Source organism: Blastococcus tunisiensis (genome assembly GCF_900112815.1).
Classification (GTDB): domain Bacteria; phylum Actinomycetota; class Actinomycetes; order Mycobacteriales; family Geodermatophilaceae; genus Blastococcus_B; species Blastococcus_B tunisiensis.
This window is the reverse complement of sequence record NZ_FOND01000025.1, coordinates 41,550-61,630: the sequence shown is the minus strand read 5'-3', so window position 1 is coordinate 61,630 and position 20,081 is coordinate 41,550. Positions and strand designations below refer to the sequence as shown.

The 20,081-nt window shown below is 74.4% G+C and carries 18 protein-coding genes and 2 pseudogenes; 14 read left to right on the top strand and 6 right to left on the bottom strand.

From position 1 onward, the window contains the following. Positions 1–209: pseudogene (locus BM142_RS21810) on the bottom strand (hypothetical protein); the annotation flags it as partial. Positions 210–505: 296 nt separating this feature from the next. Between BM142_RS21810 and BM142_RS21805 the strand changes: the two are divergent. Together BM142_RS21805 and BM142_RS21800 are read left to right on the top strand one after the other, a co-directional pair. Continuing rightward, on the top strand, positions 506–1,303 hold the full coding sequence (locus BM142_RS21805; protein ID WP_092203229.1) for a CoA transferase subunit A: 798 nt from the start codon (positions 506–508) through the stop codon (positions 1,301–1,303). Continuing rightward, positions 1,303–1,971, top strand: coding sequence for a CoA transferase subunit B (locus BM142_RS21800; RefSeq protein ID WP_092203227.1), 669 nt, complete (start codon positions 1,303–1,305; stop codon positions 1,969–1,971). Before BM142_RS21805 ends, BM142_RS21800 begins: the two co-directional genes overlap by 1 nt. Before the next feature lie 73 nt (positions 1,972–2,044). On the opposite strand, the gene BM142_RS25335 is transcribed toward BM142_RS21800, so the two are convergent. The 3 genes from BM142_RS25335 to BM142_RS21790 form a co-directional block, all read right to left on the bottom strand. Continuing rightward, positions 2,045–2,413, bottom strand: coding sequence for an endonuclease domain-containing protein (locus tag BM142_RS25335; RefSeq protein ID WP_254791138.1), 369 nt, complete (start codon positions 2,411–2,413; stop codon positions 2,045–2,047). Continuing rightward, positions 2,410–2,916 carry a hypothetical protein gene (locus tag BM142_RS25330; protein ID WP_254791137.1) on the bottom strand — a complete coding sequence of 169 codons (507 nt, stop codon included), beginning with the start codon at positions 2,914–2,916 and terminating at the stop codon, positions 2,410–2,412. Before BM142_RS25330 ends, BM142_RS25335 begins: the two co-directional genes overlap by 4 nt. 121 nt (positions 2,917–3,037) lie before the next feature. Then, positions 3,038–4,225 carry an MFS transporter gene (locus tag BM142_RS21790; RefSeq protein ID WP_092203225.1) on the bottom strand — a complete coding sequence of 396 codons (1,188 nt, stop codon included), beginning with the start codon at positions 4,223–4,225 and terminating at the stop codon, positions 3,038–3,040. Between the two features lie 59 nt (positions 4,226–4,284). On the opposite strand from BM142_RS21790, the gene BM142_RS21785 reads away from it, so the two are divergent. Beyond that, complete coding sequence (locus BM142_RS21785) at positions 4,285–5,430, top strand: epoxide hydrolase family protein (RefSeq protein WP_092203223.1); 1,146 nt, start codon at positions 4,285–4,287, stop codon at positions 5,428–5,430. A gap of 64 nt (positions 5,431–5,494) precedes the next feature. On the opposite strand, the gene BM142_RS21780 is transcribed toward BM142_RS21785, so the two are convergent. Next, the gene (locus BM142_RS21780; RefSeq protein WP_092203221.1) at positions 5,495–6,382 is read right to left on the bottom strand and encodes a PaaX family transcriptional regulator; all 888 of its coding nucleotides are present in this window, start codon (positions 6,380–6,382) and stop codon (positions 5,495–5,497) included. Between the two features lie 156 nt (positions 6,383–6,538). Between BM142_RS21780 and BM142_RS25780 the strand changes: the two genes are divergently transcribed. The 9 genes from BM142_RS25780 to BM142_RS21735 all read left to right on the top strand — a co-directional run bounded on the left by BM142_RS25780 (position 6,539) and on the right by BM142_RS21735 (position 16,898). Beyond that, the gene (locus BM142_RS25780) at positions 6,539–8,122 is read left to right on the top strand and encodes an ATP-binding cassette domain-containing protein (RefSeq protein ID WP_092203245.1); all 1,584 of its coding nucleotides are present in this window, start codon (positions 6,539–6,541) and stop codon (positions 8,120–8,122) included. Further along, the gene (locus tag BM142_RS21770; protein ID WP_092203219.1) at positions 8,119–9,009 is read left to right on the top strand and encodes a branched-chain amino acid ABC transporter permease; all 891 of its coding nucleotides are present in this window, start codon (positions 8,119–8,121) and stop codon (positions 9,007–9,009) included. Before BM142_RS25780 ends, BM142_RS21770 begins: the two co-directional genes overlap by 4 nt. Continuing rightward, complete coding sequence (locus tag BM142_RS21765) at positions 9,002–10,159, top strand: branched-chain amino acid ABC transporter permease (RefSeq protein WP_092203217.1); 1,158 nt, start codon at positions 9,002–9,004, stop codon at positions 10,157–10,159. The genes BM142_RS21770 and BM142_RS21765 overlap by 8 nt, the downstream gene beginning before the upstream one ends. Then, the gene (locus tag BM142_RS21760; protein ID WP_092203215.1) at positions 10,156–11,412 is read left to right on the top strand and encodes an ABC transporter substrate-binding protein; all 1,257 of its coding nucleotides are present in this window, start codon (positions 10,156–10,158) and stop codon (positions 11,410–11,412) included. The genes BM142_RS21765 and BM142_RS21760 overlap by 4 nt, the downstream gene beginning before the upstream one ends. Before the next feature lie 3 nt (positions 11,413–11,415). Next, the gene (locus BM142_RS21755) at positions 11,416–13,032 is read left to right on the top strand and encodes a class I adenylate-forming enzyme family protein (protein WP_254791136.1); all 1,617 of its coding nucleotides are present in this window, start codon (positions 11,416–11,418) and stop codon (positions 13,030–13,032) included. A gap of 77 nt (positions 13,033–13,109) precedes the next feature. After that, positions 13,110–14,018 carry an SDR family NAD(P)-dependent oxidoreductase gene (locus BM142_RS21750; RefSeq protein WP_092203213.1) on the top strand — a complete coding sequence of 303 codons (909 nt, stop codon included), beginning with the start codon at positions 13,110–13,112 and terminating at the stop codon, positions 14,016–14,018. A 17-nt stretch (positions 14,019–14,035) separates the two neighbouring features. Further along, positions 14,036–14,899: an amidohydrolase family protein gene (locus tag BM142_RS21745; RefSeq protein WP_305764382.1), complete on the top strand. Its 864-nt coding sequence runs from the start codon at positions 14,036–14,038 to the stop codon at positions 14,897–14,899. Further along, positions 14,896–16,443 (top strand): acyl-CoA synthetase, encoded by a 1,548-nt coding sequence (locus tag BM142_RS21740; RefSeq protein WP_092203209.1) that lies wholly within the window; start codon positions 14,896–14,898, stop codon positions 16,441–16,443. The genes BM142_RS21745 and BM142_RS21740 overlap by 4 nt, the downstream gene beginning before the upstream one ends. Beyond that, positions 16,440–16,898, top strand: coding sequence for a MaoC family dehydratase (locus tag BM142_RS21735; protein WP_092203207.1), 459 nt, complete (start codon positions 16,440–16,442; stop codon positions 16,896–16,898). The genes BM142_RS21740 and BM142_RS21735 overlap by 4 nt, the downstream gene beginning before the upstream one ends. Before the next feature lie 38 nt (positions 16,899–16,936). Here the strand turns inward: BM142_RS21735 and BM142_RS21730 are convergent, their stop codons facing one another. After that, positions 16,937–17,704, bottom strand: coding sequence for an IclR family transcriptional regulator (locus BM142_RS21730; protein ID WP_092203205.1), 768 nt, complete (start codon positions 17,702–17,704; stop codon positions 16,937–16,939). 193 nt (positions 17,705–17,897) lie between these two features. Here BM142_RS21730 and BM142_RS21725 point away from each other — a divergent pair. Continuing rightward, positions 17,898–18,830, top strand: a pseudogene (locus BM142_RS21725) (PDR/VanB family oxidoreductase); the annotation flags it as partial. 25 nt (positions 18,831–18,855) lie between these two features. Further along, positions 18,856–20,067, top strand: coding sequence for a cytochrome P450 (locus BM142_RS21720; RefSeq protein WP_092203203.1), 1,212 nt, complete (start codon positions 18,856–18,858; stop codon positions 20,065–20,067). Positions 20,068–20,081: the final 14 nt, after the last annotated feature.

Genomic DNA, 20,081 nt, shown 5'->3' with positions numbered 1-20,081 from the left:
GCCAGTGCCCGGGCCAGCCCGAACCCGGTCGGCCCGGCCTCGTAGGTGACCGCCGCCGGACCCGGCAGGCCACGCACCCACTCGATCACGGTGTCGGTCGTGGGTACCAGCCGCTTCTTGATCAACTCGCCCGTGACGCCGTCGATCGCCGCCGCGGACACCGATCGTGCGTGCACGTCCAGCCCGACGCTCGTACGCTCCACACCCATCGGGGCCTCCCACACATGTCGGATAGGCCGGGCAGGGGCTCCTCCCCGGTAACCCACGTTTCTGGTGTGGAAGGCCCCGACCCGCAACCGCTCCCCACGGGATCGGTCGGGTCATACCGTCTGAGCGGCTACCTCCCGGCCGGGAGGGCCGCCGGTCGGGACGGGACGGCACACCGGGGATACTGGCGCCGACCGCAGTCCTGACCGATGGGAGCACGCTGGTGGACCGAACGCGTACCGACCGGATGCGGGACGTCGTCCCGCCGGCCGTTCCCCGCGCCGGGGAGGGCTGAGCCGTGGACAAGGTCATCGACTCCCCCCGGGACGCCGTCGCCGACATCCCCGACGGCGCCACGCTCGCCGTCGGCGGGTTCGGGCTCTGCGGCGTCCCGATCGCCCTCATCGACGCTCTCCTCGGGCAGGGGACGCGCGGCCTGACGACCATCTCCAACAACTGCGGGGTGGACGACCAGGCGCTGGGGGTCCTGCTCTACGCGGGCCGGATCGCCAAGACGATCAGCTCCTTCGTGGGCGGCAACAAGGAACTGGCCCGGCTCTACCTGTCGGGCGAGCTCGAGGTCGAGCTGACCCCGCAGGGGACGCTCGCGGAACGGCTGCGCGCCGGAGGCACCGGCATCCCCGCCTTCTACACGCCGACCGGCGTCGGCACGATGGTGGCCGAGGGCGGCATCCCGATCCGCTACGACGCCGACGGGAACGTCGTGCGGACCAGCGAGCCGAAGGAGGTCCGCGTCTTCGACGGCCAGCAGTTCGTCCTGGAGACGTCGCTGACCGCCGACTACGCGCTGGTCCGCGCCGCGGTCGGCGACCGGCACGGGAACCTGGTGTTCCGCGAGACCGCAGGAAACTTCAACGGTCCGGCCGGCATGGCCGGTCGGATCACGATCGCCGAGGTCGAGGAGCTGGTCGAGCCCGGCGAGATCCCGCCGGAGCACGTCCACCTGCCGGGGGTGTTCGTCGACCGGGTCGTGCCCGTCGGCCCCGAGGGCAAGAAGATCGAGATCCGCAAGACCCGTCCGCGCAGCGACCGCGGCGACACCCCGGCCGCCGCCGGCGAGGAGGCTTCCCCCTGATGGCACTCACCCGCGAACAGCTCGCCGCCCGGGTCGCCCTGGAGCTCGAGGACGGCCAGTACGTCAACCTGGGGATCGGGATGCCGACCTTGGTTCCGAACTTCGTGCCCGAGGGCGTCCACGTCGTCCTGCACTCGGAGAACGGAGTCCTCGGGGTCGGCCCCTACCCGTACGAGGGCGAGGAGGACGCGGACCTCATCAACGCCGGCAAGGAGACCGTGACGGTCCTCCCGGGGGCGAGCTTCTTCGACTCCGGCCTGTCCTTCGGGATGATCCGCGGCAAGCACCTCGACGTGGCGATCCTCGGTGCCATGCAGGTCAACGTCCGCGGCGACCTGGCCAACTGGCTGATCCCCGGGAAGATGGTCAACGGGATGGGCGGTGCGATGGACCTCGTCCACGGCGCCCGCCGGGTGATCATCATGATGGAGCACGTCGCGCGCGACGGGTCACCGAAGGTCGTCGAGGAGTGCACCCTGCCGCTGACCGGCAAGGCGTGCGTCGACCGGATCGTCACCGATCTCGCCGTCATCGACGTCACCGAGGACGGCCTCGTCCTCCGCGAGACCGCTCCGGGGGTCACCGTCGACGAGGTCGTGGCCGCCACCGGCGCACCGCTGACCGTCGCCGACGACGTCGGCACGATGCCGCTCCCCGCGACCGTCTGAGCCCCGCCCCGCGCCGGGTGTCGGCGTGCGGCTGCCTCCGGGTCCGGGAGGCAGCCACCGGACGACACCCGGCTCAGGGGGCGAGCGCGCTCGCGACCCGCGCGACCAGCAGTCCGGGCTGGTGGAGGTCCTCCGCGGTCACGAAGACCACGATCCAGCCCGCCTCACGCAGCCGGTTGAGACGCCGCCGGTCCGCGGCCACCTGCTGAGGTCGTCGCCCGTGCCACACGCCCTCGTACTCCACGGCGACCTTCCGGTCCGGCCACCCGAAGTCCACCCGCGCGACGAAGCCGTCACCGGTCCGGACGACGAACTGGGCCACCGGTCGAGGCAGCTCCGACCGGTGCAGCAGGAGCCGCAGCCGGGTCTCCTGCGGTGATCCGGCCAGCCCGTCGGCGAGCGCCACCGCCCGCCGGGCTTGCCGGCATCCGGATCCGGTCACCCGCGCCGCTGCCGCCCGCACCCGGGCCAGCCGGTGCCGTCGGCGACCAGCCGATCGACCAGGACGACGGCCTCGTCGAGGGGCCCCGAGCGCGCCAGCTCGATGGCGGTGACCTCCGCCGTCGTCGTGCGCACCCCCTTGCGCACCACCACCGCCGCGGGATCGAGGGTCCGGCGCCGGACCCGCACCCCCGGGACCCGGCAGACCGTGGACCCCGGCGGGACGGTCAGCTCCACCTCGTCCTCCGGCCCCGCGGTGGGCAGGTCCCACACGACGCCCGCGCTGGTCCCCGTGACGACGGCGCCCGGTACGAGCAGGCCGGCGGCCCGCGCGCGCAGCACGTGGGTCACGGGGAGCTCGGCGCACGCGTAGACGTCCCGGAAGAGCCGGCGCCAAGCCGGCCCGCGCAGCTCGCCCCGGGTGAGGACGCCCGCGGCGAGGACGGCCGAGCCGCGGAACACCCTCCCCCGCAGCACGGCCGGTCGACGCGGGACTGCGGGCACCCCGGCAGCCTGGCCGGACCGGCACCGGCGGGCCGGCGCCGTCCACAGGAGCGCGCCGGGTGTCGGCGTGCGGCTGCCTCCGGGTCCGGGAGGCAGCCGTCGGCCGACACCCGCGTGGGCGTCAGCGGCCGACGAGCACCGGGCGCCCGGCCACCGTGCCCGCGACGGCCTGGACGGCGGCGACCAGCACCAGCAGGGCCAGCGGGGCCGACCAGGACCCGGTGGCCGCGTAGAGCGCCCCGACGACGAGCGGCCCGACGGCGCCCAGCGCGTAGCCGACCAACTGGGTCATGGCCGACAGCCGGCGCACCGCGTCCTCGTCGGCGCCGCGCAGCGCCACGAGCGCGAAGGCCAGCGAGATCCCGGCCCCCTGCACCAGGCCGCCGAGACCCACCCAGACCGGCCACAGGCCCGGCTGGAGGAGCAGTCCCAGCGGCGTGAGCGCCCAGGCGGTGGCGACGCCGAGGGCCAGGCCGCGCTGCGCGCGCAGCCGGGCCAGGGCGAGCGGGACGAGCAGGGCCCCGGGGATGCCGAGCAGCTGGAACACCGACGCGGCGGCCGCGGCCGCGGACAGGCCCAGCCCCGCGTCCTCGACCAGCACGCTCGGCAGCCACGTGGTGAACGCGTAGTAGAGGACCGACTGCGTGGCCAGCACCACCGAGGCCGCCCAGGCGACCGGGGAGCGCCAGACCGACGCAACCCCGGGGCCGGCTGCGCGGTCGTCCGGCCGCGGGTCGCCCGGTGGCGGGAACCGCCCGGTCGCGGCCAGCCAGACGGCCGCGGAGACGACGGCCAGCAGCGACCAGACGCCCAGCCCGGTCCGCCATCCCCACACGGCGGCGACGGGCGCGGTCAGCGCGATGGTGAGGCCCGCGCCACCGGCCAGGGTGCCGGTGTAGAGCCCGGTGACCGTCCCGGCCCGGGCGGCGAACCGGGCCTTGACGACCACGGGCAGCAGCACGTTGCCCACGGTCATGGCGGCGCCGACGACGAAGGTGCCCGCGAGCAGCACGACCGGGCCGCCGAGGACCCGCACGACCGAGCCGACGGCGATCGCCACCAACCCGGCGAGGACCGCGGTGCGGGTGCCGACGACGCGGCCCAGCCACGCCGCCGCCGGCGCGAGCGCCGCGAAGCAGAGCACCGGGAGCGTCGTCAGCAGGCCGGCCGTGGTCGGCGTCAGGCCGAGTTCGGCCCGCAGCTCCGGCAGGACCGGCGCGACCGCCGCGATCGCTCCCCGCAGGTTCAGCGCGGCGAGCAGGACGGCGACCAGCAGGAGACCGTTCCCCCGACCAGCCTCCCCGTCCACCCGGCCAGCATCTCCTGTGGTGGACGGTGCGCCGCGAGCGGCCTGGCTACGGTGGGCCGATGCCCGTTCCCGGTGTGACTCCCTTCTCGATCTCCGTCCCCGACGAGGACCTCGACGACCTGCGGCGCCGGCTGCGCGCCACCCGGTGGCCGGACCGGGCCACCGTCGGCGACTGGTCGCAAGGCGTCCCGCTGGACTACCTGCAGGAGCTCTGCCGGTACTGGGCCGACGAGTACGACTGGTCCGCCCGTCAGGCACGCCTGAACGGGGTCGAGCAGTTCACGACCGAGCTGGACGGGCTGCCGATCCACTTCCTGCACGCGCGGTCGCCGCACCCTGGTGCGCTCCCGCTGCTGCTCACGCACGGCTGGCCCGGCTCCGTGGCGGAGTTCCTCGACGTGCTGGGCCCGCTGACCGACCCGGCGGCCCACGGCGGGGATCCGGCGGACGCCTTCACCGTGGTGGTGCCGTCGCTGCCCGGCTTCGGCTGGAGCGGCAAGCCGACCGCGCCGGGCTGGGGGCTCGAGCGGGTCGCCGACGCCTGGGCCGAGCTGATGACCCGGCTGGGCCACCAGCGCTTCGGTGCCCAGGGGGGCGACCTGGGTTCGTTCGTGTCGGCCAACCTGGCCGCCCGGCACCCCGACCGGCTGGCCGGCATCCACCTGAACATGGTGGTCAGCCCGCCCCCGGCCGACCGGACGGAGTTCACCGACCGGGAGGAGCGGGGCCGGCGCGCCGAGCAGCACTTCCGCACCGTCGACTCCGCCTACAACATGCAGCAGCGCACCCGGCCGCAGACCCTCGCCTACGGGCTGGCCGACTCCCCGGCCGGCCAGTGCGCGTGGATCCTGGAGAAGTTCTGGTCCTGGTCCGACTGCGCCGGCGACCCGGTGGCGGCCCTGGGTGCCGACCGGATCCTCGACCAGGTGTCCACCTACTGGTTCACCGACTCGGCCGGCTCCTCGGCGCGGATGTACTGGGAGATGGCCCGCAGCCCCGCCTCCCGGGCCCCGGTCGTGGCGGTCCCCACCGGCGTCTCGCTCTTCCCCCACGACATCCTGCAGCCCACCGAGGAGTGGGCCCGCGGCCAGTACACCGACCTGAGGCTGTGGCGCGAGCACGAGCGCGGGGGGCACTTCGCCGCCATGGAGCAGCCGGACCTGCTCGTCGGAGACGTCCGGGAGTTCTTCCGACCGCTGCGGTAACAGCCGACCGGATGCTGGAACCGAGCATGACGGCCGTCACGCGGATGCCGAAGCGATCGGGGTCTCAGCCGGCCACGACGCGACCCAGCTCGAGGTCCAGGCTCCGTTCGGCCGCCGGCAGCAGCGTGTCGTAGCAGCGGCGGTAGACCGCGGCGCTCTGCGCCGCCGGCCAGTCCGCGGACAGGTAGCGCGCGGGGAGCCCGGGGTCGGCCCGCAGGAGCTGGAGCCAGTCCGCGCCGAGCAGGGTGATCTCGCCGAGCGGGTCCTCGCCGCCGGCCGGCCCGGCCCACCAGGCGTTGATGAACGCCTCGTGCCGTTCGCGGATCCGGTCGACCGGCCAGGCCCGGCGGATGAACGCGTCCACCCGCACGCCCGGCAGCGCCGAGGCGGCGAACCACTCGGCGAGCTCCCCCACCTCGTCGAGCCCGGCGTCGGCCAGCACCTCGCCCACGTCGACCGTCCCCGGCGCGATCCACACGCCGTCGCGCAGCCCGCCGAAACCGGCCCAGGTGAGCGTGGCGCGCACCCGGTGGCGCAGGTCGCGGCGGCTCTCGGGCATGGAGTAGCTCAACAGCGTCCACTCGCCGTCGGGGTGCTCGAAGGGTGCCGCCGCCCGGACCCGCTCCGCCGCCTTCCGCACCACCGTCGTGGCCTCGTCGCTGAGCCGGTAGTAGGCCGTCCGGCCGACCTGCGTCCGGTCCAGCAGTCCCTTCCGGGTCATCCGGGCCAGCGTGGCCCGGCCCGCCGCCTCGGCCACCCCGAGGCTGCTGAGCAGGCGCAGGAACACCGCCGACGGGATGGGATCGGTGTCCCCGCGTTCCAGCACGACCCCGCCGAAGAAGCTGAAGAGCAGCTCCTGCGGGCGGTGCCCGCCGGGCGGGCCCTCCGCTGCCGGGACGCGTTCCTCGTCGCTCCCGGCGCCGTCCGCCGCGAGATCGTCCACTGCCGTCATGCCCGCCTCCTGTCGAGGCGCCGGGCCTCGGCGCGAATATTAGACAAGTCATTGACGTACGTCACTACTGCTTCTACCTTTCCTGTGACTCCCACCACGACGGGGGTGTCGTGCCCGCGCACGCGGGCCGTCCGTACCACCGGCTGGAAGGTCTCCGTGCCCGATCCGATCCTGATCGTCGACGATCTCGCCGTCGCCTACGACGGCGCGGTGCAGGCGCTGCGCGGGGTCTCCCTGCGCGTCGACACCGGTTCCGTCGTGGCCGTCCTCGGCAGCAACGGCGCCGGCAAGACCACGCTGCTGCGGGCCATCTCCCGCTCGCTCGGCAGCGTCGGCGGCGCGGTCACCGCGGGCACCATCCGCTTCGAGGGCGAGGACCTCGCGCGGCGCGACACCTCGTGGGTCGTCCGGGCGGGGCTCGTGCAGGCGCCCGAGGGGCGGCGCATCTTCCGCGACCTCACCGTGGAGGAGAACCTGCGCGCCGGCGGCTACACCGTCCGCGACGCCGCGGCCCGCAAGGAGGCCTCCGAGCGGGTCTACGACCTCTTCCCCATCCTCGCCGAGCGGCGCAGCCAGCGCGGCGGCCTGCTGTCCGGCGGGCAGCAGCAGATGCTGGCGATGGGCCGGGCGCTCATGACCTCGCCCAAGCTCCTCCTCCTCGACGAGCCGTCCCTCGGCCTCGCGCCCCAGCTCGTCGAGCAGATCGGCGACATCATCGCGCAGATCCACGCCCAGGGGACCTCGGTGCTGCTGATCGAGCAGAACGCGGCGATGGGCCTGCGCGTGGCGGACCGGGCCTACGTCCTGGAGGTCGGCGCGGTCACCGCCGAGGGCTCCTCCGCCGAGCTGTCGGCGACCGACGACATCCGGGACCGCTACCTCGGCGTGGGCACCTCCGAGCCGGCCCCGACCGCGCCCGGCGAGGAACGGGCCGAGACCACGACCGGTCTCCAGCGGTCCTCCACGGCGCGGGCGCAGCAGCTCCGCGTCGAGGACCTCACCGTCCGGTTCGGCGGCATCACGGCTCTCTCGGACGTCTCCTTCACCGTCGAGGCGGGCACCATCCACGCCCTCATCGGACCCAACGGGGCCGGCAAGTCCACCTGCATCAACGTCCTGGGCGGGGCCTACCGGGCCACCAGCGGCACGGTCCACTACGGCGACGCGGTGCTCAGCGCGCTCCCGTCGCACCGGATCGCCGACCTCGGGGTCGCCCGGACCTTCCAGAACATCTCGCTGTCGCTGGAGGCCAGCGTCGAGGACAACCTGCTCGTGGGGCGGCACCGGCTCATGCGCACGGGGACGGTGTCGCAGGCGCTCCGGCTGCCGCGGGCGCGGCGGGAGGAGCGCGCGGAGCGGGAGGCCGTCCGCCGCATCGCCGCCCTGCTCGGCATCGAGGACCTGCTCGACCGCTCGGTGCACACGCTGTCCTACGGCGACCGCAAGCGGGTGGAGATGGGCCGGGCCCTGGCCGCCGAGCCGACGCTGCTGCTGCTGGACGAGCCGGTCGCCGGCATGACCCACGGCGAGTCGACGGTCATGGCCGACGCGATCCGCGCGGTCCAGCAGGAGCTCGGCCTGTCCGTCCTCCTGGTCGAGCACGACATGCCCTTCGTCATGGGCCTGGCCGAACGGGTCACGGTCCTCGACTTCGGCAAGCACATCGCGGAAGGGACCCCGCAGGACGTGCAGCGCGACCCGGAGGTCCTGCGGGCCTACCTCGGAACGGCGGCGGCATGAGCTACTTCCTCACCCAGCTGGCCAACGGGCTGTCCTACGGCCTGATCCTGGGCCTGATCGCCGTCGGCTTCGTCATCGTGTTCACCTCCACCGGCGTGCTCAACTTCGCCCACGGCTCGGTCCTCCTGACCGGCGCCTACCTCGTCGCGGTCCTGCAGGACCCGATCGGCTTCTGGGCGGCCGTCCTGGTGGGCATCGCGGGGGCGGCGCTGCTGGGCGTGCTGATCAACGCCGTCCTGGTGCGCAACCTGGCCGAGGCCAATCCGGGCACCGCCGCGATCCTCATGCTCGGCGTGGACATCCTGCTGCTCACCGAGCTGACCCGGCGGATCGGCAACCGGGTGCTGCCCATCGGCGCCCCCTGGGGCGCCGATGTGGTGACGTTCGGCGGGATCACGCTGCCGACCAGCCGGGCGATCGCGGCCGGTCTGGCCGTGGTCGTCTTCGGGGTGCTGTGGTTCCTGTTCGCGCGCACCGGCGCAGGGGTCGCCATGCGCGCCGCCGCGGCCGACGGCGACACCGCGTCGCTGATGGGCATCCGGCTCACCCGCACCGGCGCGGCCGGCTGGGCGCTGGCCGGCGCGCTCGCGGCCATCGCCGGGATCTTCCTCGCCTCCTTCCCCTCCCCCGGCATCGCGCCGACGCTCGCGCTCACCGCCTTCGCCGCCATCCCGGCCTGGGTGCTGGGCGGCTTCGACTCGGTGGTGGGGGCGATCGTCGGGGGCCTGATCATCGGCGTCGTCACCGCGCTGGCCGTCGGCTACGAGTCCGACCTGCACTTCCTCGGCCGCGGCCTCGGCGAGGTCGTCCCCTACGCCGTCATGATCCTCGTCCTGCTCGTGCGGCCCTCCGGGCTCTTCGGTCGCCAGGAGGCCGTCCGTGTCTGACCTCCTCCGCCGGCTCCCGCTGGCGCTCGGCGTGCTCGTCGCGGCGCTGCTGCCGCTGCTGGCCACCGACTTCTGGCTGCAGGCCGGGCTGTTCGCGATGGCCGCCGTCGTCGGGGCCATCGGGCTGACCCTGCTCGTCGGCGTGGCCGGGCAGCTGTCGCTGGGCCATGCGTTCTTCGCCGCGCTCGGCGCCTACACCTACGCCTGGACGGCGGGCGAGATCGGTGGCCGGGCCGCCGGGCTGGGGCTGCCCCCGGTCCTGGCCCTCGTGCTCGCCGGCGTGGTCGCCGCGCTCGCCGGGGCGCTGTTCAGCCCGATCTCCGGCCGGCTGCGCGGCATCTACCTCGGCCTGGCCACCGTCGGGCTGGTCTTCCTCGCCCGTCACCTGATGGTCAACCTCGAGACGGTGACCGGCGGCTTCAACGGCCGCACGGTGGCCCCCTTCGCCGTCCCCGGCTTCAGCTTCAGCAACAGCGACCCCGACTACGTGGCCGTGGCCGGCGTGGAGTTCGAGGGGTTGCACCGGCTCTGGTACCTGTTCCTCGCCGTCGTCCTGCTCGCCGCCTGGCTCGGCCGCAACCTCAAGGCCAGCCGCACCGGCCGGGCGCTGGCCAACGTCCGGGACAGCGAGGCCGCCGCGGCGGCCATGGGCGTCCACGTGGCCCGCGCCAAGGTGACGGCGTTCGTCCTCTCCTCCGCCTACGCCGGCATCGCCGGTGCGCTCATGGCCCTCGCCTACGGCCGGATCGCGCCGGACCTCTTCGGCCTCCAGTTGTCGATCGACTTCCTGATCATGATCGTGCTCGGTGGGGTCGGGTCCATCGCCGGCGCCGCGGCCGGCGCCACGTTCGTCGTCCTGCTCCCGCTGGTGCTCGTCCAGTACAGCTCGGAGCTGCCGTTCCTCGCCAGCCCCGGCTCCGGTGGCCTGGAGGCGGCCACCCTGGCCCGGCTGCTCTACGCGGCGGCGATCATCGCCGTCCTCCTGTTCCTCCGCGGCGGCCTGGCCGGCGCGGCGAGCCGCCTCCGGCACCGGCGGGACCACTCCCCGCCGGACACCGGCGGCCCCCCACCCGTCCCTCCCCCCGACAGCACCGACCCCGCACCCGCGCACCCCGGCGTCCCTCCCAGGTCGAAGGAGACCACCTCATGAAGCACCGGACCCGCACCACGCTGGCCCTGGCCGGCACCATCGCCCTCCTCGCCGCCTGCTCCACCGAGGACCCCGACGCCGGCGGCGGCGGGGGCAGCGCGGAGGGCGACGTCGAGACGGGCAGCGGCGTCACCGACGACACCATCACCGTCGGCATGCTGACCGACCTCTCCGGCCCGTTCGCCGCCGGCGCGGCGGTCCAGGTCACCCAGACCCAGGCGTTCTACGACCGGCTCAACGAGGAGGGCGGCGTCTGCGGCCGCGACGTCGAGGTGGAGGTCCAGGACCACGGCTACGACCCGCAGCGCGCGGTCTCGCTGTACCGGAGCATGGCCCCCAACATCGTCGCCCTCCAGCAGGTGCTGGGCGGGCCGACGTCCGCGGCGGTGCTGCCGCTGGCCGAGGCCGACGGCATGTACCTCGGCGGGCACGGCTGGGCGGGCGTCGCGCTGGAGTACGAGAACGCCCAGATCCCGGGGACGACGTACAGCATCGAGGGCGCCAACGCGGTCGACTACCTCGTCGACGAGCTGGGCCTGGCCGAGGGCGACAAGATCGGCGTCGTCTACTTCGTCGGCGACTACGGCAGCAACTCCCTGGAGGGCGCGCAGCACGCCGCCGAGGAGCGCGGACTGGAGATCGTGCCGCAGGAGATCACCCCGCGGGACACCGACCTCTCGGCCCAGGTCTCCGCGCTGCAGCAGGCCGGGGTGTCGGGAGTGATCCTGGCCGCCGCACCCGCGCAGCTGGCCTCGCTGGCCGGCGTCATGGCCTCGCAGGGGATGGACGTGCCGATCGTCGGCAACACCCCCACCTTCGGCCCGTCGCTGCTGGAGACCACGGCCGGCCCGGCGCTGCTGGAGAACTTCTACACGGTCACCAGCATCGCGCCCTACAGCCTCGACGAGCCGGGGGTCGAGGAGGCCCGCGAGCTCTACGAGGCCGCCGACCCCGACGGTGAGCTCGGCTGGGAGGTGCCGCTCGCGTCCGCCCAGGCCCGGCTGCTCACCACCGCGCTGGAGCGGGCCTGCGAGGAGGGCGACCTGACGCCGGAGGGCGTGGTCGCGGCCATGCGGCAGACCTCTGACCTCGACACCGAGGGCCTGTTCGCCACGCCGCTGGACTACACCGAGGTGACCGAGCCGCCGACCCGCACCGTCTACGTCTCCCGCGCCTCGGCCGACGCCCCGGGCGGGCTCGAGGTCCTGGGCACGGTCGAGGGCCCGAGCGCCCAGAGCTACACCTTCGGCTGACCCGTGCCCGACCCCCTGGAGCGCTGCGAGCTCCTCGCACCTCCAGCCGCCGGTCCGGCGGAGCGCGTCGTGGGTGACGTGCTCCGCCGGGCCGCGGGGCTCGGCCCGGCCGATCCGCTGCTCCGCACGGTCACCGCCGCCGACGAGGCAGGCTGGACCGCGGCCGAGCTGCTCGCCGACGCCGAGCGGGTGGCCGCGGGGCTGCTGGCCCGCCACGACCCGGGGTCCCGGATCGCCACCTGCCTGGTCAACGGGCCCGAGGCAGTCCTGCTGCAGCTCGGGGTGGCGCTGGCCGGCATGGTCCTGGTCCCGGTCAACCCGCGGTCGCGTCCCCCCGAGCTCGAGCACGCCCTGCGGCTCTCCGGCGCGGCCGCGATCTACGCCGCCGAGGACGCCGCGGGCAACCCGGCCGCCGACGTCGCCGAGGAGCTGCGCGACGGGCTGCCCGCCCTGACCGAGGTGCACCGGTGCACCGGGGACTGGCGGGCGCTGCTCGCCGGGCGTCCCGCTCAGCTGCCCACGGTCGCGCCGGACGCCCTCGCGCAGATCCAGTTCACCTCCGGCACGACGGGCCGCGCCAAGGGCGTGCTGATCACCCACGCGGGCATGGTGGCCACCTCGCACGCCTTCCGGGAGCGGATCGGGCTGCCCGAGGGCGGGGTCTGGATCAACCCGATGCCGCTCTTCCACACCGCCGGCAACGTGCTGGGCACCATGGGTGCGCTGTGGCAGCGCGCCGAGCACGTGGTGGTGGCCTTCGAGCCGGCCCGGGTGCTAGCCCTGCTCGCCGAGCGGCGCGCCACGCTGCTGTCGGCGGCGCCCACCCTGCTCGACCTGCTCATGACCCGTCCGGAGATCCAGGACGCCGACCTGAGCAGCCTGCAGGTCGTGTTCACCGGCGGGCAGACCGTGCGGCCCGGCTTCGTCGACCGGGTCGAGTCGGTCTTCGGGGCGCCGCTGATCACCACGTTCGGCATGACCGAGACCTGCGGCTCGGCCCTGCTCTCCGCGCCCACGGACCCCGACGAGGTGCGCCGGACGACCGTCGGCCGGCCGCTGGCCGGCACCGATGTGCGGATCGCCTCACCGGACGGCACCCCCGCGGTGCCGGGTGAGCCCGGCGAGCTGTGGGTGCGCGGGGCACGGCTGACCCCCGGCTACCACCAGGACCCGGTGGCGACCGCCGAGGCGATCGACCGCGAGGGCTGGCTGCACACCGGCGACCTGGCCGTCATGGACGCCACCGGCGCCTGCCGGATCGTCGGCCGGCTCAAGGACATGATCAAGACCGGCGGCGAGAACGTGTCGCCGGAGGAGGTCGAGGAGGCCGTCGCCGGCCACCCCTCGGTCGCCCGGACGGCCGTCGTCGGCACGCCCAGCGAGCGCTGGGGCGAGCTCGTCGTCGCCTTCGTCGTCCCCTCGGCCGGGGCGGACGTCGATCCCGTCGAGCTCGAGCGGCACTGCCGGGACCGGCTCTCGCCGTTCAAGGTGCCGCGGGCGTGGCGGATCGTCGACGACCTGCCGATGACCGCCTCCACCAAGATCCAGCGGGCCGAGCTGCGCCGGATGGCCGCCGCCGACCCGGAGCTGCACCCCGCCGGCGGGCCGGCACGTCCCTGACCTCCGGCGCCACCGAGCGCACGTTCCCCCCGCGGCCGCCTCCCGGCGGGCCGCACCGCACCCAGAGGAGTACTGCAGTGGATCTCTCCGGCAAGGTGGCCATCGTCACCGGGAGTGGCCGGGGCCTCGGCCTCGCCTACGCGACCGAACTCGCCCGCAGGGGCGCCGCCGTCGTGGTCAACGACGTCGACCCGGCCGTCGCCGAGGACGCGGTCGGAGCCATCGCCGCCGCCGGCGGCTCGGCCGTCGCCGAGGTGGTGCCGGTGGGCTCCAGCGACGCCGCCCAGGCCCTGGTCGACCGGGCCGTCACCGAGTTCGGCCGGCTCGACGTGCTGGTCAACAACGCCGGCATCCTGCGCGACACGACGCTGTGGAAGATGAGCGACGAGGACTTCGACGCGGTGATCACCACGCACCTGCGCGGCACGTTCACCTGCACCCGCGCCGCGGCCGTCCGCATGCGGGAGCAGGGCGAGGGCGGCCGGATCATCTGCGTCGGCTCCCCCACCGGTCAGGTCGGCAACTTCGGGCAGACCAACTACGCCGCGGCGAAGGCCGGCATCGTCGGCATGGTGCGGACCTGGGCGATGGAGCTGGCCCGGGCCGGGATCACCGTCAACGCGATCGTCCCGGTCGCCGCCACCGCGATGACCGAGACCGTGCCCTTCCTCAAGCCCTACGTCGACGCGCTGCAGGCCGGGGAACCCCTTCCCCCCTTCGCCCGCCAGCAGCTGGGCTTCGGCTCTCCCGAGGACGCCGCCGGTCTGGTCGCCTTCCTCGCCTCCGACGCCGCCGCCGACGTGACCGGCCAGGCCGTGGGCATCGGTGGCGACCGGCTGGCGCTGTGGAGCCACCCGACCGAGGCCGTCGTGGAGTTCGCCGACGGCACCGGCTGGTCGGCCGAGGCGATCGCCGGGATCTGGCCGGGCACCTTCGCGCCCGCCCAGCAGACCGTGGGCCAGCAGCTGCCGGAGCCACCGGCATGAGCGGCGTCCCGGCAGGTCTGGACCTCGACGCCCTGGACGCGATCGACGTGCACGTCCACGTGCACGCCGACGCCTCCGGGCACCTGGCCCTGGACGACGAGCTGAACGCGGCGGCGGCGAAGTACTTCAAGGGCGACCCGTACAACCCGACGGTGCACGAGATCGCCGCCGACTACCGCGGCACGCGGATGGCCGCGGTCGTCTTCACCGTCGACGCGGAGGCGGCGACCGGGCAGATGACGCTGTCGAACGAGGAGATCGCCGACGCCGCCGCGCAGTACCCCGACGTGCTCATCCCGTTCGGCTCCATCGATCCGGCGCGCGGCGCGGCCGGCATCCGCGCCGCCCGCCGGCTGGTCGAGCAGCACGGCGTCCGCGGCTTCAAGTTCCACCCGAGCCTGCAGGGCTTCGAGCCCAACGACCGCCGGCACTACCCGCTCTACGCCGAGCTGGAGGCCCTCGGGGTGCCCGCGCTGTTCCACACCGGGCAGACCGGCATCGGCTCCGGGCTGCCGGGCGGGCGCGGCATCAAGCTGCGCTACTCCGACCCGATGCTGCTCGACGACGTCGCCGCCGACTTCCCCGGCCTGACGGTCATCATGGCGCACCCGTCGGTCCCCTGGCAGGACGCCGCCATCTCGGTGGCCACCCACAAGGCCAACGTCTACATCGACCTGTCGGGGTGGTCGCCGAAGTACTTCCCGCCGCAGCTGGTCCGGGCCGCCAACACGATGCTGAAGGAGAAGGTCCTGTTCGGCTCCGACTACCCGCTGCTCCGCCCGGAGCGCTGGATCCGCGACTTCGACCAGCTCGAGATCAAGCCCGAGGTCAAGCCGCTGATCATGAAGGAGAACGCCGTCCGCGCGCTGGCGCTGCGATGAGGAACGCCGGCCTGGGCTCGTGGCCCGAGCGGCGGCTGCGGATCTCCCCGAACCGCCCGGCGATCTGGTTCGAGGGGGCGACGACGACCCACGGGGAGTTCGCGCACCGGGTCCGGCGCGCCGCCGCGGCCCTGAGCGCGCTGGGCGTCGGGCGGGGCGACCGGGTCGCGTGGCTGGGCGCCAACCACCCCGCCGCGCTGGAGACGCTCTACGCGTGCGGGCAGCTCGGCGCCGTCTGGGTACCGGTCAACGCCCGGCTCACGCCGCCGGAGGTGCGGTACGTCCTCGAGCACTCCGGCACGAGCCTCGTCGTGCACGGCCGGGAGCACGGGACGACGGCGGACACGCTGCGGGCCGAGCTGCCCGCGGTGCGGACCTGGGTGGCCGGTGAGACGCCGCTCGCCGGGGGCGCGGACTCCCTCGACTGGCAGCAGCTGCTCGCCGACGCCGAGCCGCAGCCCCGCGACGAGCCGGTCACCCCCGACGACCCGTGCCTGATCATGTACACCTCCGGCACCACCGGCCGGCCCAAGGGCGCCGTGCTGACCCACGGCAACATGACGTGGTCCTGCATCAACCAGGCGTTCGGGCTCGACGTCACCCCCGACGAGCGCACCCTGGGGCTGGCGCCGCTGTTCCACATCGGCGGGCTCAACGGGACCGTGAACCCGACCCTGCTGCGCGGGGGCTGCGCCGTCCTCGTCCGCGGTTTCGACCCGCCGGCGACGCTCGCCGTCATCGTCGATCAGCGGGTCACGTCGTTCTTCGCCGTCCCGACGATGCTCGACGCGCTCAGCCGCCGGCCGGACTTCGGCGCCGTCGACCTGTCGGCGCTGCGGACCATCGGTGCGGCCGGCGCACCCCTGCCGCTGCCCCTGCTGCGCACCTGGCTCGACCGCGGGATCACCGTCCAGCAGGCGTACGGGATGACCGAGTCGGCGCCCGCCGGGACGATGCTGGACAGCGTCGACGCGGTGGCCAAGGTGGGCTCGGCCGGCAAGCCCCAGTTCTTCGTCGACGTCCGGGTGGTGCGCCCCGACGGCACCGAGTGCGATCCGCACGAGGTCGGCGAGGTGGTGCTGTCGGGGCCGAACATCATGGCCGGCTACTGGAACGAGCCGGAGGCGACCGCCGCGGCGATCGTCGACGGCTGGTACCACTCCGGCGACGCCGGCTCCACCGACGAGGACGGCTACCTCTACATCCGCGACCGCTACAAGGACATGATCATCTCCGGTGGCGAGAACGTCTACCCGGCCGAGGTCGAGTCCGCGCTGCTGGAGCTGCCGGAGGTCCTCGAGGTCGCCGTCATCGGGGTGCCCGACCCGCACTGGGGCGAGGTCGGCCTGGCCGTCGTCGTCCCGGCCCCGGGCAGCGACCCGGACCCGGACCGGCTGCGCGCCGAGCTGCGCACGCGCCTGGCCGCGTTCAAGGTGCCCAAGCACGTGGAGTTCGCCGACGAGCTCCCGAAGACCGCCACCGGCAAGGTGCGCAAGCCCGATCTGCGCTCCCAGTACGTCCCCCAGGAGGAGTCCCCCGCATGAGCACCACCACCACGCTCGCCGAACTGCCGTCCTTGAAGGGCCAGGAGCTCGGCCGGAGCTCCTGGGTCGAGGTCACCCAGGAACGCGTGAACACCTTCGCCGACGCCACCGGCGACCACCAGTGGATCCACGTCGACGTCGAGCGCGCCACGGCCGAGAGCCCCTTCGGCGGCCCGATCGGGCACGGGTACCTGACCCTCTCGCTGCTCATCCCGATGTGGTCGGAGGTCCTCACGGTCACCGACGCCACCATGGGGGTGAACTACGGGCTCAACAAGGTGCGCTTCCCGGCGCCGGTGCCGGTCGGGTCGAGGATCCGGCTGACCGCGACGCTGCAGGACGTCGAGGAGGTCGCCGGCGGCCTGCAGGTCACCGTCGCCGCGGTCATCGAGGCCGACGGGGCCGCCAAGCCGGTGTGCATCGCCGAGCCGGTCTTCCGCATGTACGGCGGCTGACCCGCGTCCCGGATGGCGTCACCCGCGCGCGGGCGCGGTCAGTGCGGCCGGTCCGCGCGCGGGCCGCACAGCGCGCGGGTGACGCCCCGGGCGGCGGCCATGAGGGCCGGGACCTGCGCCGTCGCCCGGTCGTCGTTCGGGACGACGACCGACATCGTGGCGACGACCTCCCCGAGCCCGTTGCGCACCGGGACGGCGATGCCGGTGGCGTCCTCGTGGACGTGCCCGGCGAGCAGCGCGAAGCCCTGCCGTCGCACCTGCGCGAGCGAGGCCCGCAGCTCCTCCGGCGTGCCCACGGTGTGCGGCGTGTACCGCTCCAGCGGCCGGGCGAGGACACGCTCGAGCAGGTCCGGGGCGCCGTAGGCCAGCAGCACGTGGCCCGAGGAGGTGATGTGCGGCGGCAGCCGGCCGGCGATGCGCGAGTAGTTCACCACGGCGTCGCGCGCGGTGAGCCGCTCGACGAAGAGCACCTCGTCGCCGTCGAGCACGCCGAGCTGCACGGAGTGCCCCACCACGGCGTGCAGGTCCTCCAGGAAGGGCATCGCCGCCTCGCGCAGCGAGAGCGTCGGCGAGGCCCGCGAGGCGAGCTCCCACATCCGCACCCCGATCCGCACCTCCCGCTCGGGCCCGCGCTCGAGCAGGCCGTGCGAGACCAGTTCGGCGACCAGCCGGGAGGCGGTGGCGACGTGCAGGTCCGCCCGCCGGGCGAGCTCGGTGACCTGGAGCGTGGTGGCGTCCGGACCGAACGCCTCGAAGATCCGGACGGCGCGCGTGAGGACCGACTCCCCCGCGCTGCTCCGCGCCACGCCGCGTCCCCCTCCCGCGCCGGGAACTGTGGCCCCCGTCTCATTGAGCGAGAATACGCTTCGCCCGGGCTCGAACCGCCCGCATCCTCGGGTCGAGCGACGAGGAGGCCACGTGCTGGGCAGCAGGATCGACGACGACCGCGGTACCGCCACGGCCGGAGGACACCGGAAGGTCCCGGCCACGCCGGACGTGGCCGAGCTGCGCGTCGTCCGGAAGACACCCGTGGCCGACGGCGTCCTCACCCTGGAGCTCGCCGCACCGAGCGGCGGGCGGCTGCGCGACTGGACACCCGGTGCCCACGTCGACCTGGCCCTGCCGAACGGGCTGACCCGCCAGTACTCCCTCTGCGGTGACCGCTGGGACCCCTTCACCTACCGGGTCGGCGTGCTCCGGGAGCCGGTCGGGCGAGGTGGCTCGGCCTTCGTGCACGACGAGCTGGCCGTCGGTGACGTCGTCGGCGTGGGCGGCCCGCGCAACAACTTCCCGCTCGTCCCCTCGGACAGCTACCTGTTCGTCGCCGGTGGGATCGGCATCACGCCGCTGCTGCCGATGGTGCACCAGGCCGAGCTGCTCGGTGCGGACTGGCGGCTCCTGTACGGCGGCCGCCGTCGCGCCTCCATGGCGTTCCTCGACGACCTCGCCGCGTACGGCGACCGGGTGCTGGTGCGGCCGGAGGAGGAGTTCGGGCTGCTCGACCTCGCCGGGTTCCTCGGGGACCCCCGCCCCGGCGTCCGGCTCTACTCCTGCGGCCCCGCCCCCCTCCTGGCGGCCATGGAGACGGTCACGGCCGGCTGGCCGCGCTACGCGCTGCGCACCGAGCGCTTCCTCGCCGAGGAGCGCGGCGCTCCGGTGCGGACCACGCCCTTCGAGGTCGAGCTGGCCCGTACCGGGGTCACCGTCACGGTGCCGCCCGGCGTGTCGGTGCTCGACGCGGTCGGCGAGGCCGGCGTCGAGGTCCTGTCCTCGTGCCGGCAGGGCATCTGCGGCACCTGCGAGTGCGGTGTGCTCGCCGGCGACCCCGACCACCGCGACTCGCTCCTGGACGACGAGGAACGCGCCGCCGGCGACACGATGTACATCTGCGTCTCCCGGTCCCGGAGTGACCGGCTCGTCCTCGACCTGTGAACCCCCACCCTCCCGAGGAGCTCCCATGACCGCCACCCTGGGCTCGAGCACCGGCCTCCCGACGAGCGACGCCGACCCCTTCGACCACGCCGTGCTCGAGGACCCGCTCCCGCTGCAGGCCGCCCTGCGCGAGGCCGGCCCGATGGTCCACCTGAGCAGGTACGACGTGTACGCGATGGCCCGGTACGCGGAGGTGCACGCCGCGCTCGTCGACTGGCAGGAGTTCCAGTCGGGCGCCGGGGTGGGGCTGTCCAACTTCCGGTTCGAGAAGCCCTGGCGACCGCCGAGCCTGCTGCTGGAGGCCGATCCGCCGAAGCACGACGCCCCGCGCCGCGTGCTGACCTCGGTGCTCAGCCCGCGGGCGCTGCGCAGGCTGCGCGACCGCTGGATCGCCGACGCCGAGGTACTGGTGGACGAGGTGCTGTCCGCCGGCACGGAGTTCGACGCCGTCCCCGTCCTGACGTCGGCCTTCCCGCTCCGCGTCTTCCCGGACGCGGTCGGGCTGCCCCAGGAGGGCCGGGAGAACCTCCTCCCCTACGGCGACCACGCGTTCAACGCCTTCGGTCCGGACAACGACCTCGTCGCCAGGGGCGCACCCCGCGTCGCCGAGCTGTCCGGCTGGGTGGCGTCGGTGTGCCGCCGGGAGGCCCTGGCGCCCGAGGGGTTCGGCGCCTCCATCTGGGCGGCCAGCGACCGCGGCGAGATCACCCCGGAGCAGGCACCGCTGATCGTCCGCTCGCTGCTCACCGCCGGGGTGGACACCACGGTGCACGGGCTGTCCGCCGTCCTCTACGCCTTCGCCACCCACCCCGGCCAGTGGGAACGGCTGCGCGAGCAGCCCTCGCTGGCGCGGGTGGCGTTCGACGAGGCGGTGCGCTGGGAGTCGCCGGTGCAGACCTTCTTCCGCACCGCCACCACCGACGTGCGGGTGGGTGACCACGTCGTCCCCGACGGCAGCAAGATCCTGATGTTCCTGGGTGCGGCCAACCGCGACCCGCGGCGGTGGGACGACCCGGACTCCTTCGACCTGTCCCGCGACCCGTCCGGCCATGTCGGCTTCGGCATGGGCATCCACCAGTGCGCCGGGCAGCACGTGGCCCGGCTGGAGTCCGAGGCCCTGCTCACGGCACTGGCCCGCCGGGTCCGCTCCATCGAGCTGGCCGGCCCGACCGCGCGGCACCTCAACAACACCCTGCGCTCCTGGGAGAGCATCCCCCTGCGGCTCCACGTGGACTGACGGGCTGCCGACGA